Genomic DNA, 18154 nt, shown 5'->3' on the forward strand with positions numbered 1-18154 from the left:
ACTGCTTCTCTTTCTTATTAAGACAACTGTCGATGCCTATATGCCTGTTTTCGCACTGATCGCCCTTGTTGCCTACTCTGTCAGCCTCGCGCTGATCGTTCCCGGACTGCTGCAAAAAAACAGCGGCTGGCGGCGCATGGCTATTCTTTCCGCGGTGATCGCACTGATCAGCCACGCGTTTGCGCTGGAATCACGCATCATTCCCGGCGACGGCAGCGTGCAAAACCTGAGCGTCCTTAACGTCGGCTCGCTGGTCAGCCTGATGATCTGCACGGTAATGACCATCGTCGCGTCTAAAAATCGCGGCTGGCTGCTGCTGCCGATTGTCTATACCTTCGCGCTGATCAATCTGGCCCTCGCCACCTTTATGCCTAATGAATTCATTACGCATCTGGAGGCGACGCCGGGGATGCTGGTGCATATCGGCCTGTCGCTCTTTGCCTACGCGACGCTGATCATCGCCGCGCTTTACGCCATGCAGCTCGCCTGGATTGACTATCAGCTGAAAAACAAAAAGCTGGCGTTTAACCATGAGATGCCGCCGCTGATGGTCATTGAGCGTAAGATGTTCCACATCACCCAGGTGGGCGTTGTGCTGCTGACGCTGACGCTCTGCACGGGCCTGTTTTACATGAAGAACCTGTTCAGCGTGGAGAACATCGATAAAGCGGTGCTCTCCATCATCGCGTGGTTTGTCTATATTGTCCTGTTATGGGGCCATTATCATGAAGGCTGGCGCGGTCGTCGCGTGGTCTGGTTCAACGTCGCGGGTGCGGGCATTCTCACCCTTGCCTATTTTGGCAGCCGCTTCATACAGCAATTTGCTGGCTAAGAAACAAAGGAGTTCCCCCTGGAACACATCTCTACCACCACGCTGATCGTTATCCTGATCGTCATGGTGGTCATCTCCGCCTATTTCTCCGGCTCGGAAACCGGCATGATGACCCTAAACCGCTACCGGTTACGTCATCGTGCTAAACAGGGTAACCGTGCCGCTCGTCGCGTTGAAAAACTGCTTCGCAAGCCGGATCGCCTGATAAGCCTGGTGCTCATCGGCAACAACCTTGTCAACATTCTGGCCTCCGCCCTCGGCACCATCGTTGGGATGCGCCTGTACGGCAACGCCGGGGTGGCGATTGCCACCGGCGTGCTGACGTTTGTGGTACTGGTGTTTGCGGAAGTGCTGCCGAAAACCATTGCCGCGCTTTACCCGGAGAAAGTCGCCTACCCGAGCAGCTTCCTGCTGGCACCGCTGCAGATCCTGATGATGCCCCTGGTCTGGCTGCTGAACATGGTAACGCGCGTACTGATGCGGATGGTGGGAATCAAAGCCGATGTCACCATCAGCAGCGCGCTCAGCAAAGAGGAGCTGCGCACCATCGTGAATGAATCCCGCTCGCAGATCTCCCGGCGCAATCAGGACATGCTCCTGTCAGTGCTGGATCTGGAAAAGGTGAGCGTCAACGACATTATGGTGCCGCGTAACGAAATCGTCGGTATCGACATTAATGACGACTGGAAAGCCATCGTCCGCCAGCTGACGCACTCCCCGCACGGGCGCATTGTGCTGTATCGCGATTCGCTGGATGACGCCATCAGCATGCTTCGCGTGCGCGAAGCCTACCGTCTGATGACCGAGAAAAAAGAGTTCACCAAAGAGGTAATGCTGCGCGCCGCCGACGAGATTTACTACGTGCCGGAAGGAACGCCGCTCAGCACGCAGCTGGTGAAATTCCAGCGCAACAAGAAAAAAGTCGGCCTGGTGGTCAATGAGTACGGCGACATTCAGGGGCTGGTGACGGTCGAAGATATTCTGGAAGAGATTGTCGGGGACTTTACTACGTCAATGTCGCCTTCCCTCGCGGAAGAGGTCACCCCGCAAAACGACGGCTCGGTGCTGATTGACGGTAGCGCGAACATTCGCGAACTCAACAAAGCCTTTAACTGGCATTTGCCGGAAGATGAGGCTCGCACGATTAACGGGATGATTCTGGAAGCGCTGGAAGAGATCCCGGCGGCGGGCACGCGGGTGCGCATTGAGCAGTACGATATTGATATCCTGGACGTGCAGGACAATATGATTAAGCAGGTGAAAGTCCTGCCCGTAAAACCCCTGCGCGAAAGTATCGCTGAGTAAGGCTGTAGGCCGGGTAAGGCGAAACCGCCACCCGGCACTACGAATGGCAAATTACGCTTTCGCTTTCGCCACGGTCACCATCGCAGCGCGAATGGTACGGCCGTTCAGGGTGTAACCTTTCTGCATCACGCCCAGCACTTTACCGGCTTCGACCTCTTCGGACTCCACCATTGCAATCGCCTGATGGACGTTTGGATCCAGCGGTACGTTGGTATCGGCAATCACTTCCACGCCAAACTTACGCACCACGTCGAGCATGGATTTCAGCGTCAGTTCAATACCTTCGATCATCGCCGCGTTGTCCGGATTCGCTTTGTCAGCCACTTCCAGCGCGCGATCGAGGCTATCGATTACCGGCAGCAGTTCGTTGACGAATTTCTCCAGCGCAAATTTATGCGCCTTCTCAACGTCCTGCTCGGTACGACGACGCAGGTTTTCCATTTCCGCCTTGATGCGCAGAACACCATCGCGTTCGCGATTCTGTGCTTCTACCAGCTGGGCTTCCAGATTCGCAATTTTTTCATCGCGCGGGTCCACCTGCTCAGCAGATGCGTCTGGCTCTACAGCCTCAACTTCATCGTGCTGTTCCGTGATAATTTCTTCAGGGGCTTGCCCCTCAGGCGTTTTCTGTTCTTTACTACTCATGAATTTCTCCGCGTTTTTCTGCATTCATCTCGCTAACTTCGCTTATTATGGGGATCAGTTTCCGGGATTCAAGGGAACAAGACAGATTGTCATCATTCATCAGGCACAAGGACCTCCAGAAAATGAATAATCATTTCAGGTGTATTGGGATCGTCGGGCATCCGCGTCACCCTACCGCACTAACGACACATGAAATGTTGTATCGCTGGTTGTGTAGCAAAGGCTATGAAGTGATGGTCGAGCAGCAGATTGCGCAGGAGCTGCAGCTGAAGAGCGTCAAAACCGGCACGCTGGCGGAAATTGGTCAACAGGCCGATCTCGCCGTGGTGGTGGGCGGCGACGGCAACATGCTCGGCGCAGCCCGCACGCTGGCGCGTTATGACATTAAGGTCATCGGCATCAACCGTGGCAATCTCGGCTTTTTAACCGATCTCGACCCGGACAATGCGCAGCAGCAGCTGGCCGACGTGCTGGAAGGCCACTATATCAGTGAGAAACGCTTTTTACTGGAAGCGCAGGTGTGTCAGCAGGACTGCCAGAAGCGCATCAGCACCGCGATTAACGAGGTGGTTCTTCACCCCGGGAAAGTGGCGCACATGATTGAATTCGAAGTTTATATCGACGAAATCTTTGCTTTCTCCCAGCGTTCCGACGGGCTGATTATCTCCACTCCGACCGGCTCAACCGCCTACTCGCTTTCTGCCGGCGGCCCGATCCTGACGCCTTCGCTGGATGCCATCACCCTTGTGCCGATGTTTCCGCACACGCTCTCCGCCCGCCCGCTGGTCATCAACGGCGACAGCACGATACGTCTGCGCTTCTCGCACCGCCGTAACGACCTGGAGATCAGCTGCGACAGCCAGATAGCGCTGCCGATCCAGGAAGGTGAAGATGTTCTCATTCGTCGATGTGATTACCACCTTAATCTGATTCATCCGAAAGATTACAGCTATTTCAACACATTAAGCTCGAAGCTTGGCTGGTCAAAAAAATTGTTCTGATTTTGCATCCAGTACTTTACTGTATAAAAAACCAGTTTATACTGTATGAAAACACAGTTATGGTTTTTCATACAGGAAAACAATTATGCTGGCACAACTGACCATCAGCAACTTTGCCATTGTTCGTGAGCTTGAGATCGATTTCCACAGCGGCATGACGGCGATCACCGGGGAAACCGGTGCAGGTAAATCCATTGCCATTGATGCCCTCGGCTTGTGCCTTGGTGGCCGCGCAGAGGGCGACATGGTGCGCATGGGCGCAAACCGTGCCGACCTGTGCGCCCGTTTCTCCCTGAAAGACACCCCTGCCGCCCAGCGCTGGCTGGAACAGAACCAGCTTGAAGATGGACGTGAGTGTTTACTTCGCCGCGTGATCAGCAGCGACGGTCGTTCACGTGGCTTTATCAACGGCACGGCGGTCCCGCTCTCCCAGCTTCGCGAACTCGGCCAGCTGCTTATCCAGATCCATGGTCAGCACGCGCACCAGCAACTCGTCAAACCTGAACAGCAGAAAGCGCTGCTCGATGGCTATGCGGGTGAGTACGCGCTTACTCAGCTTATGGCGGAGCACTATCGCCAGTGGCATCAGAGCTGCCGTGAACTTGCCCAGCACCAGCAGCAAAGCCAGGAGCGCGCAGCACGTGCGGAGCTGCTGGCGTACCAGCTTAAAGAGCTGAACGAATTCAACCCGCAGCCGGGTGAGTTTGAGCAAATCGACGAAGAGTACAAACGTCTGGCGAACAGCGGCCACCTGCTCTCAACCAGCCAGAATGCGCTCAACCTGCTGGCGGACGGCGAAGACGTGAACCTGCAAAGCCAGCTGTATAACGTCCGCCAGCTCATTACCGAACTGGTCGGCATGGACAGCAAGCTTTCAGGCGTCCTGGATATGCTGGAAGAAGCGGCGATTCAGATCTCCGAAGCCAGTGACGAACTGCGCCACTACTGTGAACGTCTGGATCTCGACCCGAACCGTCTGTTTGAGCTGGAGCAGCGCATTTCCCGTCAAATTTCACTGGCGCGCAAGCACCACGTCACGCCGGAAGAGCTGCCAGGATTCTATCAGTCTCTGCTGGAAGAACAGCAGCAGCTTGACGATCAGGCTGACTCGCAGGAGACCCTCTCTCTCGCGGTGAACCTGCATCATGAACAGGCGCTGGCGACAGCGCAAAAGCTGCACGAAATCCGTCAGCATTACGCTCAGGAGCTAAGCCAGCACATCACCGACAGCATGCACACGCTGGCGATGCCGCACGGCATCTTCACCATCGATGTTCGCTTTGAAGAGAACCACCTGACGGCGGAAGGTGCGGACCGCATTGAGTTCCGCGTCACCACCAACCCGGGGCAGCCGCTGCAGGCTATCTCCAAAGTGGCCTCCGGTGGTGAACTTTCGCGTATTGCGCTGGCGATTCAGGTGATTACCGCGCGTAAAATGGAAACCCCGGCGCTGATTTTCGATGAAGTGGATGTCGGCATCAGCGGCCCAACGGCGGCGGTGGTGGGTAAACTGCTGCGCCAGCTAGGCGAATCAACGCAGGTGATGTGTGTCACCCACCTGCCGCAGGTCGCAGGCTGTGGTCATCATCACTTTATCGTCAGCAAAGAAACTGACGGTGAAATGACCGAAACGCATATGAAGCCGCTGGATAAACGTGCGCGTCTGCAGGAGCTTGCTCGCCTGCTCGGCGGCAGCGAAGTCACCCGCAATACGCTCGCGAACGCGAAAGAACTGCTGGCGGCATAAACTTTTTCGGGATCTCAGGGTCATACAGAACAACAAAAACGCCGCCAGACCGGTTTCAAAGTGGGGCAAGGTCTATTATCATCGGCATATTACATATGAGCCGCGTTCTGCTCGGGCCCGAAAAGGAATCAAATCACTATGCGTTGTAAAATGCTGACCGCTGCCGCAGCGGTTCTTCTGATGTTGACCGCAGGCTGTTCCACTCTGGAGAAAGTGGTTTACCGTCCTGACATCAACCAGGGGAACTACCTTACCCCTAACGATGTGTCCAAAATCCGTGTGGGGATGACACAACAGCAGGTCGCTTATGCACTGGGAACCCCGATGATGTCCGATCCGTTCGGCACTAATACCTGGTTCTATGTATTCCGTCAGAAGCCGGGCCACGAAGATGCGACCCAGCAGACCCTGACGCTGACCTTCAGCAGCGCCGGTGTGTTGACCAACATCGACAACAAGCCTGCCCTGACCAAATAATCAGAAGTCAGAAATGCAAAAAGGTGCTCATTGAGCACCTTTTTTGTTTTTCTTTTATCCCCTCGCCCCTTTGGGGAGAGGGTCAGGGTGAGGGGAAAACACGCTACTTACCCGATTTCTCCGCACGCTGACGTCGCAGTTCTTTCGGATCAGCGATCAGCGGGCGATAAATTTCGACCCGGTCGCCCTCTTTCAGCACATCACCCAGCTTCACCGGACGGCTATAAATCCCGACCTTATTTTTCGCCAGGTCGATATCGCTGCGAAGTTCGAGGATGCCGGAAGCGCGGATAGCTGCCTCAACGGTTGCCCCCTCTTCCAGCGTCACGCGCTGCAGATACTGCTTCTCCGGCAGCGCATACACCACTTCTACAGCAATCTTATGCGACACTGTAAACCTCTTTGGCGCGGGTGGTGAACGCCTGAACCATATTCGAAGCCAGCTCTTTAAAAATGCGGCCAAACGCCAGCTCAATCAGCTTATTGGTAAATTCAAAGTCCAGCTGGAACTCGATGCGACAGGCGTCAGCGCTCAGCGGCGTAAACTTCCAGCCCCCCATAAGGGTTTTAAACGGACCATCCACCAGATGCATCAAAATACTCTGATTGCTGGTCAGCGTATTGCGGGTGGTGAACGTCTTGCTGATCCCCGCTTTGGAGACATCCACCGCCGCAGTCATCTGCGTCGGGCCGGACTCCAGAACGCGGCTCCCGGTGCACCCCGGAATAAATTCTGGATAAGACTGAACGTCGTTCACTAACTGATACATTTGTTCCGCGCTGTAAGGCACAAGCGCAGTACGGCTAATCTGAGGCATAGCATTTCCCATGGTCACACAACGGACAAATAATAACATTTATCACCTGTTAAAAAAACGCTAAGCCTCATCTCGTGCTAAGATAGCGCGTTAGACCTCACAGGACGCAATGAGGTGACTTTTTGAAATCAGATTACCGACGGCTTTACGACACTTATGACGAAGAAAAAAGCACATAAACCAGGCTCGGCGACCATTGCGCTCAACAAGCGTGCTCGCCACGAGTATTTCATTGAAGAAGAATTCGAAGCTGGCCTTGCGTTGCAGGGCTGGGAAGTAAAATCGCTGCGCGCCGGGAAAGCCAACATCGGCGATAGCTACGTGATCCTGAAAGATGGCGAAGCCTTCCTGTTCGGCGCGAACTTTACGCCGCTGACCGTCGCCTCCTCACACTACGTGTGTGACCCAACGCGCACCCGTAAATTGCTGCTGAACAAGCGTGAGCTGGAATCCCTCTACGGACGCATCAACCGTGAAGGTTTCACCGTGGTCGCCCTGTCGCTGTACTGGAAAAACGCATGGTGCAAAGTGAAAGTTGGCGTTGCGAAGGGTAAAAAACAGCACGACAAACGTACTGACCTGAAAGAGCGCGAGTGGCAGCTTGATAAAGCGCGCATCATGAAAAACGCAGGACGTTGATTCTGCACACTTATTGTACTATTCAATAAGTTAGCGTTCCGGGCTGGTATCCAGGAAGTGAAATCTGGTATACTCAGTTCAACACTATTGGGGCTGATTCTGGATTCGACGGGATTTGCGAAACCCAAGGTGCATGCCGAGGGGCGGTTTGCCTCGTTAAAAGCCGCAAAAAAATAGTCGCAAACGACGAAAACTACGCTTTAGCAGCTTAATAACCTGCTCTGAGCCCTCTCTCCCTAGCTTCCGCTCTTAAGACGGGGATCAAAGAGAGGTCAAACCCAAAAGAGATCGCGTGGAAGCCCTGCCTGGGGTTGAAGCGTTAAAACTAATCAGGCTAGTTCGTTAGTGGCGTGTCTGTCCGCAGCTGGCGTGCGAATGTAAAGACAAACTAAGCATGTAGTACCGAGGATGTAGAAATTTCGGACGCGGGTTCAACTCCCGCCAGCTCCACCAAAATTCTCCATCGGTGATTACCAGAGTCATCCGATGAAGTCCTAAGAGCCCGCACGTCGCAAGCCGTGCGGGCTTTTTTGTGCCCTCAATTTGTCCCGCGAAGTCCGAAGAAAACTAATTAAATCCGAACCTTTTAGGCCCATTGATAGGCCCAACGAAAAGCTCTATTGTTTTCGTTGGGCCTAAACGCATGGAGACTCCCCATGGCAAGAAAAACCAAGCCGTTAACTGATACGGAAATCAAAGCCGCCAAACCTAAAGATACCGATTACCAGCTGTATGATGGTGATGGGCTGACCCTGTTAATAAAGTCCAGCGGTAGTAAGCTCTGGCAGTTCCGTTACTATCGGCCTCTAACCAAACAGCGAACCAAACAGAGCTTCGGTGCCTACCCTGCAGTCTCACTTTCTGATGCGCGTAAACTCAGAGGTGAATCTCGAGTTTTGTTGGCGAAAGACATTGATCCTCAGGAACATCAGAAAGAACAGATGAAAAATTCTCAAGAGGCCAAAACCAACACTTTCCTGTTAGTTGCTGAGCGTTGGTGGAATGTGAAGAAAGCCAGCGTAACAGAGGACTATGCCGACGACATCTGGCGTTCGCTTGAGAGAGATGTTTTCCCAGCAATCGGTGATATCAGTGTCACTGAGATTAAGGCTCATACTCTGGTTAAAGCAGTGCAGCCGGTTCAGGCCAGAGGTGAATTAGAGACAGTCCGATGTCTTTGTCAGCGTATTAACGAAGCCATGATTTATGCGCAGAACACAGGCCTGATAGATACAGTTCCCAGTGTAAATATCGGAAAAGCGTTCGAGAAACCGCAAAAGAAAAACATGCCGAGTATCCGTCCGGCTCAGCTTCCACAGTTAATGCAAACAATGCGTACGGCAAGTGTCAGTGTGTCAACGCGGCGCTTGTTCATGTGGCAGCTTCTCACTCCCCCCTGCCGAAGCTGCTGAGGCTCGATGGGATGAGCTCGATTTCAATCCTAGCGAATGGATAATTCCTGCTGCTCGAATGAAGATGAACCGGGATCATATGGTTCCATTATCTGATGGGGCACTCGCTATTCTGGAAATGATGAAGTCTCTCAGTGGCGGTCGAGAATTTATCTTTCCCAGTCGCATCAAACCAACCCAGCCAATGAACAGCCAAACAGTGAATGTAGCACTCAAGCGTGCTGGCCCAAGAGGCGTACTCGTATCAGACGATTTACATTCTATCGCTAGTACGGTACTCAAGTAGGAAGGATTTCCGCCTGATGTCATTGAAGCAGCACTGGCTCATATGGACAAAAATGAGGTACGTCGCGCTTACAACCGCAGTGATTACCTTTATTTAGCAACGTCGTCCTATGATGCAATGGTCGGCTGATTTTGTTATGGCTGCTGATTGAGGGAGGAATGAGAGAAATGCGTTTAGCGGGGTGACAGATAATTAATGACGTTTCCCACTTTAGTAGTGGGCCGAATGAGACTTTATATTTCAAGCGGAAGTTAATAGTTTTAGAAATCAAGCTAATTAGCATAATATCTCTTAATTGAAGGGATATGGAGCCGCAGAAATAAATGAATACACGGCAGTATGCGCAAAAATCAATCTTCGATCTGGAAGCAATCTTCGAGCAGTCCAGCAACAATGTTAGTGAACTTGAACAGTTGTTGAGCGAACTGACCTTTCGCAACACTGCCAGGGCGCGGACGCTAACGGCTAAAATCGAGCAATCGCTATTTGCACTTAGCGGCCACAGCGTGGTCGCCCTGTCGGCTTCCAGCCCATCAATACGCCATCCCGATTCGGCGTCCATACAATTTTCTCAAGCTGTGCCCCACACTGCACCTGCAGCTGTAGAGCAACTGCAACTGAAGGCCAGCCCAGACTCTGCCATGCGAGAGCAATTCGACGAAGACCAAATCGATCCAGGTCCGCTCCCGTCTTTTTCTCCGCCAAATAAGGCGAATGATGCGCGAGGAATACTGGCGGCATGGACAGCCCTCGAAGCACTGTCGCCTCAAGGTTATAAACGCCCAGAGGATATGGCAACGGGCGACCGCTCCAGGGTTGCTCTATTGGAGCGAGGTGTTCCATGGGGACCAAATGCCCGCAGCAAGCCCAGTTATAAGCTTTATTTCGAGGTCATCCTCGGCGCCATCGCTCTCGACAAGGCGACGGACGAGCTGGTCAAGGTTTTTGGCGAGGATGAGGAGGGTTCACGCCCGGACGGTAAGAAAGCGGCCATCGGCTCGATCCTGATCGACAAAGAAGGCTATGTGCTTGAGGACAAAGGCGTTGCCGTTTCCAGTTTTGCCTGGGCACTCAAGCCGGCTCTCAATCTGAAGCTTGGGAGCTTAGGGAATTGGCCGAATGTTGAGCCGCGCATTATCGAGCATCTGGATCGAATAGTTCGCCGTCAAAACGAGGATGGAGAACCCATACCGATCGATTTGGATGTCGTTCTTAACGCTTATAAATGGCTTGTGTCTCATTTCGGTGTACCCGAGCATTTGGTTGAGCCACCCACATTCGCGATTAAGGTGTTTCATCATTTCAAGGCCAAGGCGCCGCCTGAACCTTCATTACTGAATTCCTTCTATCTTGAAGATCTCGGTGAAGCAACCAAACTGCTCGAGACGGGCAAAGCCGGAACCGGTTTGCGCCGCTATATGGGAATTGGCAGGCCTGACCAAAAAATCGACGTGCTATCGCCCATTTCCGCAGTTGAGCCTTTCGTCGCACCGTCGCTCATGCCGCAGGCTCGTTGGCCTTCGAAAGGCGGCCATCCATTAGTGCTGCTTCAACAGGCTGCCGTGAATGCGGCGCGTGCTGAGCTGAATGATGCTCCAGGTATCATCGGCGTCAATGGGCCTCCGGGTACTGGAAAGACCACTCTTCTGCGAGATATTGTCGTTGGGTGCATTCTCGATCGGGCCACGGCGATGTGCGGCTTCAATAAACCGCAGGATGCCTTTTGCACAACAGGCGAAAAGCTGGCATTCGGTTCCAATGCATTCCTGCACTTCTACAAGTTACATGCATCCTTGAGGGGCCATGAGATCGTCGTAGCCTCCTCCAATAACAAAGCGGTCGAAAACGTCAGTAAAGAGCTTCCTCTCAAGGAAGCCAATGGTCGCCATGAACAGATCGCCTACTTCCGGTCCATCAGCGACCTGATTGCGAATCCTAAACGCGCCGGCTATTTCGAAGCCGAGGCCGAGGCCGAGGGGGACATCCCCTCCGACCCTGTCGAAACCTGGGGATTGATCGCCGCGGCTCTCGGCAAGAGCAGCAACCGAGGCGCTTTCCAGCAAAGTTTCTGGTGGAATGAAGACGGTGGTTTCCTTACCTACCTGAAAGCAGCTCGCGGCTTAAACGTCTTGCGTGAGATCAAGGACGAACAAACTGGCGAAATCATCGATCGCGTGATGCCCAGCGTGGTCGTCAATGAGCGGCCCAGCACCAACGAAGTGGACGCTTTAGCGGCCTGGCAGAAAGCGCGAACCGTTTTCCTTAAACTCAAGGAGACGGTAGACGCCGAAATCGCCAGCATCGAAGAGATGCGACGGGATATCCAGGCGCTCAAGGGAGCAACCACCGAACTTCAAAGGGTGAAACAGCGTCGTCCGAGTCTGACTCAAGCCGTCGAAGAGGCACACCAGACTGCTGAATCCTGCCAACGGGAGCATGAGAAGGCAAAATCGCAGATCGAGCAGGATAAGATCATGCTCGACAGCCATCTTGCTTGCCGTCCAGGTTTCTTCTCCCGTTTGTTCGCAACTGCGGCCTGGAAGTCGTGGAGATCGACACTGCAGAAGCTCTCGGCGACCTTGCAGCAATCAGTCTTGCGGGCGCAGGAGACGGACGGTGCCCTGGAGCTTGCAAGGACTGAGTGGAGCAATACTGAGTCCCAGTTAAAGCAACTCGACCAGGAAATTTCCAGCAAATGTCAGGCTGTCTCGAAATTGAAGGCAACCGAGGCAGAGGCACGAAACCGCATGGGAGACAGGGTCGTTGATGAGAGATTCTTCGAGCGCGAGCACGAGGCTATCCACCTGACTGCGCCATGGCTTCCCGATGAGGTTCATCGCCTGCGGGAGGATCTTTTCGCCGCTGCCCTGACTGTGCATAAAACGTTCATCGATGCTTCGGCCAGCCGCCTGCAACACAATCTTGGGCTATTGATGTCGGGCATGGTGGCTGGTGCCTTCCAGTCTTCCACTCACCGTGAACTTCTCCCCGACCTTTGGTCGAGCCTTTTCATGGTTGTGCCGACCGTGTCCACGACATTCGCTTCTGTTCGGACGATGTTCGGGGATCTGCCACCAGAGAGTATTGGCTGGCTTCTGGTAGATGAAGCGGGCCAGTCCGTTCCTCAGGCAGCAGTTGGAGCTATCATGCGGGCAAAGCGCTCCATCGTGGTAGGTGACCCGTTGCAAATCCCACCTGTAGTTTCACTTCCTGAAAAGCTGAACGCCGAAATCTGCAAGTTCTTTGACATTGACCAAATCGAATGGTCTGCCCCCGCAGCATCTACGCAGACCCTTGCTGATCAGGCATCGCGCTTCAAATCCACCTTCGTCATGGACGTAGGTGATCGAGAGGTCGGGCTGCCACTGCTCGTTCACAGGCGTTGCCAGAACCCAATGTTCGACGTTTCTAACTCCATCGCCTATGCCGGGCAGATGGTCCATGCTGTCGGGCCTAAAAAACCCGGATCTATCGGCTCGGCTTTGGGGAGCTCTCACTGGGTGGATATTAATGGCGATGCTGAGACGAAGTGGTGTCCCGACGAGGGCGAAGCGGTTGTACGAATGCTCAAAGAGCTGGCAGCATCGGGTATTACAAATCCGGACGTATTTATAATTACACCATTCAAGATCGTAGAACAGAACATGCGTCGGCGTCTCGACAGTGAAACTGATCTGCTGCGGGCGTTCGGCGTAAAGTTGGATGAGTGGTGCCGTGATCGTGTAGGCACGATCCACACGTTCCAGGGCCGAGAGGCGGACACGGTCATCCTGTTGCTGGGCGCGCCGAAAGCGAGTCAGCAAAGGGCGCGTCAGTGGGCGGCAAGCCCGCCAAACATAATCAATGTAGCCGTTTCACGCGCCAAGCAAAACCTGTATGTGGTCGGCTCGGTTGCTGCATGGGCAGGGGCGGGAACTAGTCTGCAGGTCCTGCATCGGCAATTGGCGCAATCAGGCTGACAATCTCCGAGGTGGCCCTCATTGTTGAGGGCTGATCGCGAACAATCTACACCCTACTTAAGTATCGGACCGGTCGCTACATGTCAAAAACAGACATTGCTCACATAATAGTCTAGTAGTCATTAGCGACCGCCTATCCTGGCTTGATTATTCTTACAGCACCCACACTGAGAAATAACCTCTGACAATGCTAAGGAGCACGATTATGGGGCTTAAGCCCGGTCCAAAACCAATTGCAAAATCAACAGGAAAACTCGATCAACGCAGACGTGATAATAAGGATACACGCGGCAATACCCCAGGATTGAAAACAAGCAAATCATGTGGAAAGTAATGGTTCAAGGGTATAGAGAATTCATCAATATCCTTATCTCGTCAAATCTGTCAGATTTATCCCATTTATTGCCATAAGCGGAACTTGCTTACATCATGCTATGTTAGTTTGCCGGGAGCAGGTCACATGGTTAATCTGGAAGCTCGGAAACTTATTAATACTGCAAACATGGTAGCGGCTAACCATCTCAAGGATGGACTCATCAGAATTCAGTTATGGAAGATATTAAGACTTTTATAACTGAGCAATTTTCTCTTGCCCGTGAAGCGAAATCCGACGAAGAAGGGATTTCCTATATCAAGAATCTCAGGGCAAAGAATAAAAATCTACTTGAACAAGATCGCCTGCTCAGAACGAAAGCAGCGCAGCTTTATGCCAGGGTTGAGTTCATCAAGGAAAACAATAAAGTTGTTAGTTATTTCATTTCCGCTGTACAGGTTGTTTTTGCTGGTTTACAAGCCGCAGGCAGATTACTCCTTGCGAGCTCGATGACACCGGTCGGTGTGTTGTTAGGTGCCACACTGGTGATTGATGCGGCTAATGCCGTATCCAGAGAAGTGAATAATCAAATACTTAACAAACCTGGCTCGCAGCGATTTGTCGCTGACACAGCGATGTCGGTTGTAGAGTTTATGGGGTTTCGCAGTGAGACTGGTCTGGCTGCGTATAAAACGGTAAGCCTTGCAGCCAATGCTTACAGCGTATTTGGTTTACTTCGCAAACCTGGTTCCTGGCGTCTGTTTTATTTTATGCGCTCAAATTTTTACAGAAAAATGGACTCAATGAGTCGACCAAAACTTACTATGAAAATCATCGGATATGGCATAAACGAAAAAATTGTTTTTGACTTACTGTCTATTGATAATAATCCCTCTTAAAACACCAGACTTTATACGTTAATTTGAGAGGAGTCATCCAGCAGAAGATGCCAAAGATAAATAGCACAGCAACGCCTGATGAGATGATATTTTCTCGGGAAGCGAAGCAAACCGCCAGTATGAACAGAACAGTCAGTACGACTGAAAGTATAACAGTCCCTTTAAACCGATTTGAAAGCGCAGGAAGCAAAATATCCAGAGTCGAACGCTGAGTATCCACATAGCGTTTAAGCTTTTACAGCTCTTCTTGCGTGAAACCAGACCTAAGCAACGCTTCTTCCGTTATCGCCATACCATTCCTCCTTCTATATTCGAAACCAGTATACCGTGATCTTTGCGCAAAAAACCGACCAGCCGGCCGGTAGTTTATATTGGTCCCCCCTGACATTGACAAACATCAACCCCTTCCCCCTTCTCCTGTGCAAAATTACCCACACCACCTAGCGCTACGGAATAGCCGCTCAACCCGGAAGGAACCCCACCATGTACAGACCCATAACCGTTATTATCTTCATTCTCCTGACCCTCGCCGCCCTTGCTGAAATAGGCTTTTTATCCTTTGGATAATCCTCAGGCGAAATATCCCTCTTCAGGGAACATTGATCTCATTACAGTTTTTTCCTAAAGCCATCCCGTTTCGCCTGTGCCATGCTGAATCACGCTCATAACCGATAACGTTAAATGAGGATATTATGAAAAAAACAATTATCGCATTATCTGCCGTTCTGCTGGCTTCCCCAGTATTTGCTGCGACCACACATGCAACTGACGATACCGTCGCTGCGGCGAACGCAAACGCCAACGAGGCGAAGCAAAAACTGCACGAAGAGCAGAACAAAGGTGAAGAGCTGAAGCTGAAACAGAAGCATGCTGCGGAGGGTAAAAGCGAAAGCCTGGGCAGCAAGGTCAGCGAAGATTCCCAGAAAGCCTGGCATAAAACCAAACAAGGCACCGAGAAAGGGTGGGATGCCACCAAAGAAGGCGCTGAGAAAGGCTGGAACAAAACCAAAGAAGGTGCCAGCGAGCTGGAAAAGAAAGTCACTGAGTAATCCCTTCGAAAGGCCGCGCAAGCGGCCTTTTTTATTCCCCACAGCTCTGCGCTCTCAAGGCTACACTTGTCACCAGGTCCGGTTATCGCGCTCCGGTTGAAATAATGTCAACAAAGCCGAATAGATCCCGGGGGTGACGCGTTTACTCCCTGCCCCCCTAAAAGAGATCCTGAGATGCTGCGACGCCTGGTGATAGTGCTTGTTTTGGTTTGTCCGTGGGCGATGGCTGCCCCGAAGAGCTACATAATTGACGCCGATAACACCGCCATTCGGCTGTCGTGGCATGCCTTTGGCGGCATCCTCTCCTGGGCGACGTTCAGCGGCGTGACGGGCGCCGTGACGCTCAACCCGGAAAACGACGTCGACGACCATATTCACGTCACCATTCCCGTAGCGACTCTCGTAGCCTCAAACAAGCTGCTCACCTGGCAGCTGAAAAGCGATATGTTTTTTGAATCCGAGCGTTATCCAACTATCGAGTTCATCAGCTCTCGCGTGGTCGCCCAGGGCGACGGGCGGTTCAGGGTGTTCGGCACGCTGACCGTACGAAACATCGCCCGCCCGGTGATCCTGGAGGCTGTCGTGAAAGACCCGCACGCGCAGGCCCTCACGCTGGATGCCACGACGGCGATCTCGCGCGCGGCCTACGGGATGGATAAGTTTGCGCTGGTCGTGGACGATCGTATTGCCATCGCTATTGCGATTCAGACGAACGACGTGCCGTCATCCTGAGATGAGGCGCTGTAGCTGCTCCGCGTTTCCCCGCAGGTGAGACGGCGGGTTGCGGCCAATCAGGACAAACTGGTAGCCCGCCTCCTGCCACCACGCCAGGTTCATGCCGTGCCGCTGCTCCTGGCGCAGAGAGGCCATAGTCTTCTCATCTACAGGAGAGATACAGAGCGCCATCGGGCCGTAGTCGGCGTTGATCCAGGCAATCTGCGCGATCGAGGTGGTTTCATAGCGCAGCATTCGCACCATTTTCAGCTCTGCCCCCTGCAGGACAAGCTGCGACATGTGCAGCTTGATGCCGATGTCCTGCGAGGCTCGTTCCAGCCCGCGCTGCAGGACCGGCGTTACGCTGTCCATATCCAGCAGCGTCTCAACGCTGTACAGGGACATATATTGCGCTTCGAGGTCGCGAATATGGGCATTCTCATCCGCTGGCGCGGAAGCGGGCCGCAGCAGGTAGCCCAGCCCGGATCCGACCATCAAAAAGCTGGCCGACGCGGCGATCAGCGCCCGCCTGCTGACGCCAGCAGGCGTGGAGGATTGTGGATCGGGAAGTGCCGCCAGACGCGCCTGCATTGCCTCCAGAGGTGCCTCATCCAGCAGGGGGGCAAACGCCCCGGCGAAATCCTGGCTGCTTTTCATCAGTTCGTTGGTTCGCCCGGAGAGGCGTTCGTCACTTTTCAACTGTTCTTCAAATTGCTGCGCGTCGGCGCGGCACATCTCGCCATCTATCCATGCCACGATAGCGTCGTCGTTATAGGGCGGTGCAAAACGGTGCGAGTTCAAGAGCGTTTCTCCTTTACCGGAGGCAGTGCGTCAGCGGACCTGGCAAGCCGAGCCCGCGCCGTCGCCAGCCGGCTCATCACGGTACCGACAGGCACCGCCAGAGTGTCCGCCGCCTCCTGGTAGGTAAAGCCTTCGACATAAACCAAAAATACCGCGTTGCGCTGGGCTTCAGGCAGCGCGTTAACGCGCTGCATCACCTTCATGTAATGCAGACGCGTCTCATCCTGTTCGCGGGTATCCGGCGCCAGAAGCTCGTCGCTGGCCACAAATCCCTGCCCCTGACGCACGTGTCGTGCCCGAAGCTCAGAGATCCAGATGGAGTGCAGTATCGCGAACAGCCACCTGTCGATGCGCGTGCCCGGCGTATACTGGCTGCTCCTTTCAAGCGCACGCACGCAGGTGGACTGAACCAGCTCTTCGGCGATATCCCTGTTTCGCGACAGCACCAGCCCATAGCGCCAGAGACGCGGCAGGTGCGCGGCTAACTGTTGACGAACCTCACTGGTAGCGATGTGTTTTCCCTCCACGAGAAAATCAGGATTCCGGATGTCCGTTGATGGCGGCCTGCAGGTCACGGTACTCCTCGCAGGACTGGCCACAAATACCGGCAATCACCTTCAGCTGTTCTTTCGCGAGGTCAGGACGTCCTTTTACCATCCACGCTTCACCGAGGTATTCCCGGGCTTTGGCATAATCCGGTGCGATAGCCAGCGCGCGCTGGTAGTAACCAATCCCTTCGTCCGTGCGGCCAAGCTTGCGCGTGGCGAACCCGCGATAGTTCCACGCTTCAGCCGTATTGCCATTTTTCAGCGAATCAAGCAGGTTCAGCGCCGCCTGGTACTCGCCTTTCTTCGCGAGATGGTACGCATAGTTGGTTTTGTCCTGGTCGCTGAGGCTGCTGCTCTTGTCCGGCACGCATTTCTGGGTGGCGCTGTCATACACCTGTCCGGAAGGACAATCGGGCGTTTTGCTCTCGGTACTATTATTGCCCATTGCCAGCGCCAGGGGGGACAGCAGGGAAAAAATCAGCACCGGGATCAAACGAAACGAGGTCGTGTTCATATAAAGCTCCAGGGTAAGAAGGGAGTGACGTCAGTAAACGCCCGACTGACGATTTTTATTCATTCTCCCCGTGAATTTTTTGCTGTCGCAAAATCATGCTGACGTCGTAGCCCCAATGGAAATAAATCAGGTTATTTCACCCTTTACTTAACGCTATTATTTTCGCGTGATAGCAGAGTTTTAAGCCTGCATAAG

The 18154-nt window shown here is 53.4% G+C and carries 16 protein-coding genes, 1 other RNA gene and 1 pseudogene; 12 read left to right on the forward strand and 6 right to left on the reverse strand.

Annotated elements, in window-relative coordinates:
• Positions 1-40: 40 nt before the first annotated feature.
• Positions 41-832, forward strand: a complete 792-nt coding sequence (locus UR289_RS20525; RefSeq protein WP_014884879.1) for an inner membrane protein YpjD — start codon at positions 41-43, stop codon at positions 830-832.
• Positions 833-850: 18 nt separating this feature from the next.
• Positions 851-2137 carry an HlyC/CorC family transporter gene (locus UR289_RS20530; protein ID WP_025759264.1) on the forward strand — a complete coding sequence of 429 codons (1287 nt, stop codon included), beginning with the start codon at positions 851-853 and terminating at the stop codon, positions 2135-2137.
• A 51-nt stretch (positions 2138-2188) separates the two neighbouring features.
• On the opposite strand, the gene grpE is transcribed toward UR289_RS20530, so the two are convergent.
• Complete coding sequence (gene grpE, locus UR289_RS20535) at positions 2189-2782, reverse strand: nucleotide exchange factor GrpE (protein ID WP_023333122.1); 594 nt, start codon at positions 2780-2782, stop codon at positions 2189-2191.
• A 122-nt stretch (positions 2783-2904) separates the two neighbouring features.
• On the opposite strand from grpE, the gene nadK reads away from it, so the two are divergent.
• The 3 genes from nadK (at position 2905) to bamE (ending at position 6007) form a co-directional block, all read left to right on the forward strand.
• Complete coding sequence (gene nadK, locus UR289_RS20540) at positions 2905-3783, forward strand: NAD(+) kinase (protein WP_008502500.1); 879 nt, start codon at positions 2905-2907, stop codon at positions 3781-3783.
• An 85-nt stretch (positions 3784-3868) separates the two neighbouring features.
• Positions 3869-5530 carry a DNA repair protein RecN gene (gene recN, locus UR289_RS20545; RefSeq protein WP_033146256.1) on the forward strand — a complete coding sequence of 554 codons (1662 nt, stop codon included), beginning with the start codon at positions 3869-3871 and terminating at the stop codon, positions 5528-5530.
• 138 nt (positions 5531-5668) lie between these two features.
• On the forward strand, positions 5669-6007 hold the full coding sequence (gene bamE, locus UR289_RS20550; RefSeq protein WP_008502502.1) for an outer membrane protein assembly factor BamE: 339 nt from the start codon (positions 5669-5671) through the stop codon (positions 6005-6007).
• Positions 6008-6110: 103 nt separating this feature from the next.
• Here the strand turns inward: bamE and UR289_RS20555 are convergent, their stop codons facing one another.
• On the reverse strand, positions 6111-6398 hold the full coding sequence (locus UR289_RS20555) for an RnfH family protein (RefSeq protein WP_025759268.1): 288 nt from the start codon (positions 6396-6398) through the stop codon (positions 6111-6113).
• Positions 6388-6825 carry a type II toxin-antitoxin system RatA family toxin gene (locus UR289_RS20560; protein WP_024908332.1) on the reverse strand — a complete coding sequence of 146 codons (438 nt, stop codon included), beginning with the start codon at positions 6823-6825 and terminating at the stop codon, positions 6388-6390. The genes UR289_RS20555 and UR289_RS20560 overlap by 11 nt, the downstream gene beginning before the upstream one ends.
• A gap of 156 nt (positions 6826-6981) precedes the next feature.
• Between UR289_RS20560 and smpB the strand changes: the two genes are divergently transcribed.
• The 7 genes and pseudogenes from smpB to UR289_RS20595 all read left to right on the forward strand — a co-directional run bounded on the left by smpB (position 6982) and on the right by UR289_RS20595 (position 16114).
• On the forward strand, positions 6982-7464 hold the full coding sequence (smpB, locus tag UR289_RS20565) for an SsrA-binding protein SmpB (protein WP_008502505.1): 483 nt from the start codon (positions 6982-6984) through the stop codon (positions 7462-7464).
• A gap of 89 nt (positions 7465-7553) precedes the next feature.
• Positions 7554-7917: a transfer-messenger RNA gene (ssrA, locus tag UR289_RS20570) on the forward strand.
• A gap of 203 nt (positions 7918-8120) precedes the next feature.
• Positions 8121-9347, forward strand: a pseudogene (locus tag UR289_RS20575) (integrase domain-containing protein).
• A 138-nt stretch (positions 9348-9485) separates the two neighbouring features.
• The gene (locus tag UR289_RS20580) at positions 9486-13121 is read left to right on the forward strand and encodes a DEAD/DEAH box helicase (RefSeq protein ID WP_320711469.1); all 3636 of its coding nucleotides are present in this window, start codon (positions 9486-9488) and stop codon (positions 13119-13121) included.
• Positions 13122-13670: 549 nt separating this feature from the next.
• A complete protein-coding gene (locus UR289_RS20585) occupies positions 13671-14333 on the forward strand; it encodes a DUF4225 domain-containing protein (RefSeq protein ID WP_320711471.1) in 663 nt (220 codons plus the stop codon).
• A gap of 692 nt (positions 14334-15025) precedes the next feature.
• Entirely contained in the window at positions 15026-15382 is a 357-nt protein-coding gene (locus UR289_RS20590) for a hypothetical protein (protein WP_029740047.1), read from the forward strand.
• A gap of 174 nt (positions 15383-15556) precedes the next feature.
• A complete protein-coding gene (locus tag UR289_RS20595; RefSeq protein WP_320711473.1) occupies positions 15557-16114 on the forward strand; it encodes a YceI family protein in 558 nt (185 codons plus the stop codon).
• Here UR289_RS20595 and UR289_RS20600 read toward each other — a convergent pair.
• Genes UR289_RS20600 through UR289_RS20610 form a run of 3 tightly spaced genes read right to left on the reverse strand, consistent with a single transcriptional unit; the run spans position 16106 to position 17959 of the window.
• Positions 16106-16897 carry a hypothetical protein gene (locus tag UR289_RS20600; RefSeq protein ID WP_320711475.1) on the reverse strand — a complete coding sequence of 264 codons (792 nt, stop codon included), beginning with the start codon at positions 16895-16897 and terminating at the stop codon, positions 16106-16108. The genes UR289_RS20595 and UR289_RS20600 overlap by 9 nt on opposite strands.
• Positions 16894-17424, reverse strand: a complete 531-nt coding sequence (locus tag UR289_RS20605; RefSeq protein WP_318592465.1) for an RNA polymerase sigma factor — start codon at positions 17422-17424, stop codon at positions 16894-16896. The genes UR289_RS20600 and UR289_RS20605 overlap by 4 nt, the downstream gene beginning before the upstream one ends.
• A 7-nt stretch (positions 17425-17431) precedes the next feature.
• Positions 17432-17959 carry a tetratricopeptide repeat protein gene (locus UR289_RS20610; protein WP_023294382.1) on the reverse strand — a complete coding sequence of 176 codons (528 nt, stop codon included), beginning with the start codon at positions 17957-17959 and terminating at the stop codon, positions 17432-17434.
• Positions 17960-18154: the final 195 nt, after the last annotated feature.

Source organism: Enterobacter sp. 302C9 (assembly GCF_034106085.1).
Taxonomy (GTDB): Bacteria; Pseudomonadota; Gammaproteobacteria; order Enterobacterales; family Enterobacteriaceae; genus Enterobacter; species Enterobacter asburiae_B.

Coding starts and splice junctions, on each gene's coding strand:
- UR289_RS20590 (WP_029740047.1), top strand. CDS start 15,026: ATGAAAAAAACAATTATCGCATTATCTGCCGTTCTGCTGGCTTCCCCA.
- grpE (WP_023333122.1), bottom strand. CDS start 2,782: ATGAGTAGTAAAGAACAGAAAACGCCTGAGGGGCAAGCCCCTGAAGAA.
- UR289_RS20585 (WP_320711471.1), top strand. CDS start 13,671: ATGGAAGATATTAAGACTTTTATAACTGAGCAATTTTCTCTTGCCCGT.
- UR289_RS20560 (WP_024908332.1), bottom strand. CDS start 6,825: ATGCCTCAGATTAGCCGTACTGCGCTTGTGCCTTACAGCGCGGAACAA.
- bamE (WP_008502502.1), top strand. CDS start 5,669: ATGCGTTGTAAAATGCTGACCGCTGCCGCAGCGGTTCTTCTGATGTTG.
- UR289_RS20580 (WP_320711469.1), top strand. CDS start 9,486: ATGAATACACGGCAGTATGCGCAAAAATCAATCTTCGATCTGGAAGCA.
- smpB (WP_008502505.1), top strand. CDS start 6,982: ATGACGAAGAAAAAAGCACATAAACCAGGCTCGGCGACCATTGCGCTC.
- recN (WP_033146256.1), top strand. CDS start 3,869: ATGCTGGCACAACTGACCATCAGCAACTTTGCCATTGTTCGTGAGCTT.
- UR289_RS20525 (WP_014884879.1), top strand. CDS start 41: ATGCCTGTTTTCGCACTGATCGCCCTTGTTGCCTACTCTGTCAGCCTC.
- UR289_RS20610 (WP_023294382.1), bottom strand. CDS start 17,959: ATGAACACGACCTCGTTTCGTTTGATCCCGGTGCTGATTTTTTCCCTG.
- nadK (WP_008502500.1), top strand. CDS start 2,905: ATGAATAATCATTTCAGGTGTATTGGGATCGTCGGGCATCCGCGTCAC.
- UR289_RS20595 (WP_320711473.1), top strand. CDS start 15,557: ATGCTGCGACGCCTGGTGATAGTGCTTGTTTTGGTTTGTCCGTGGGCG.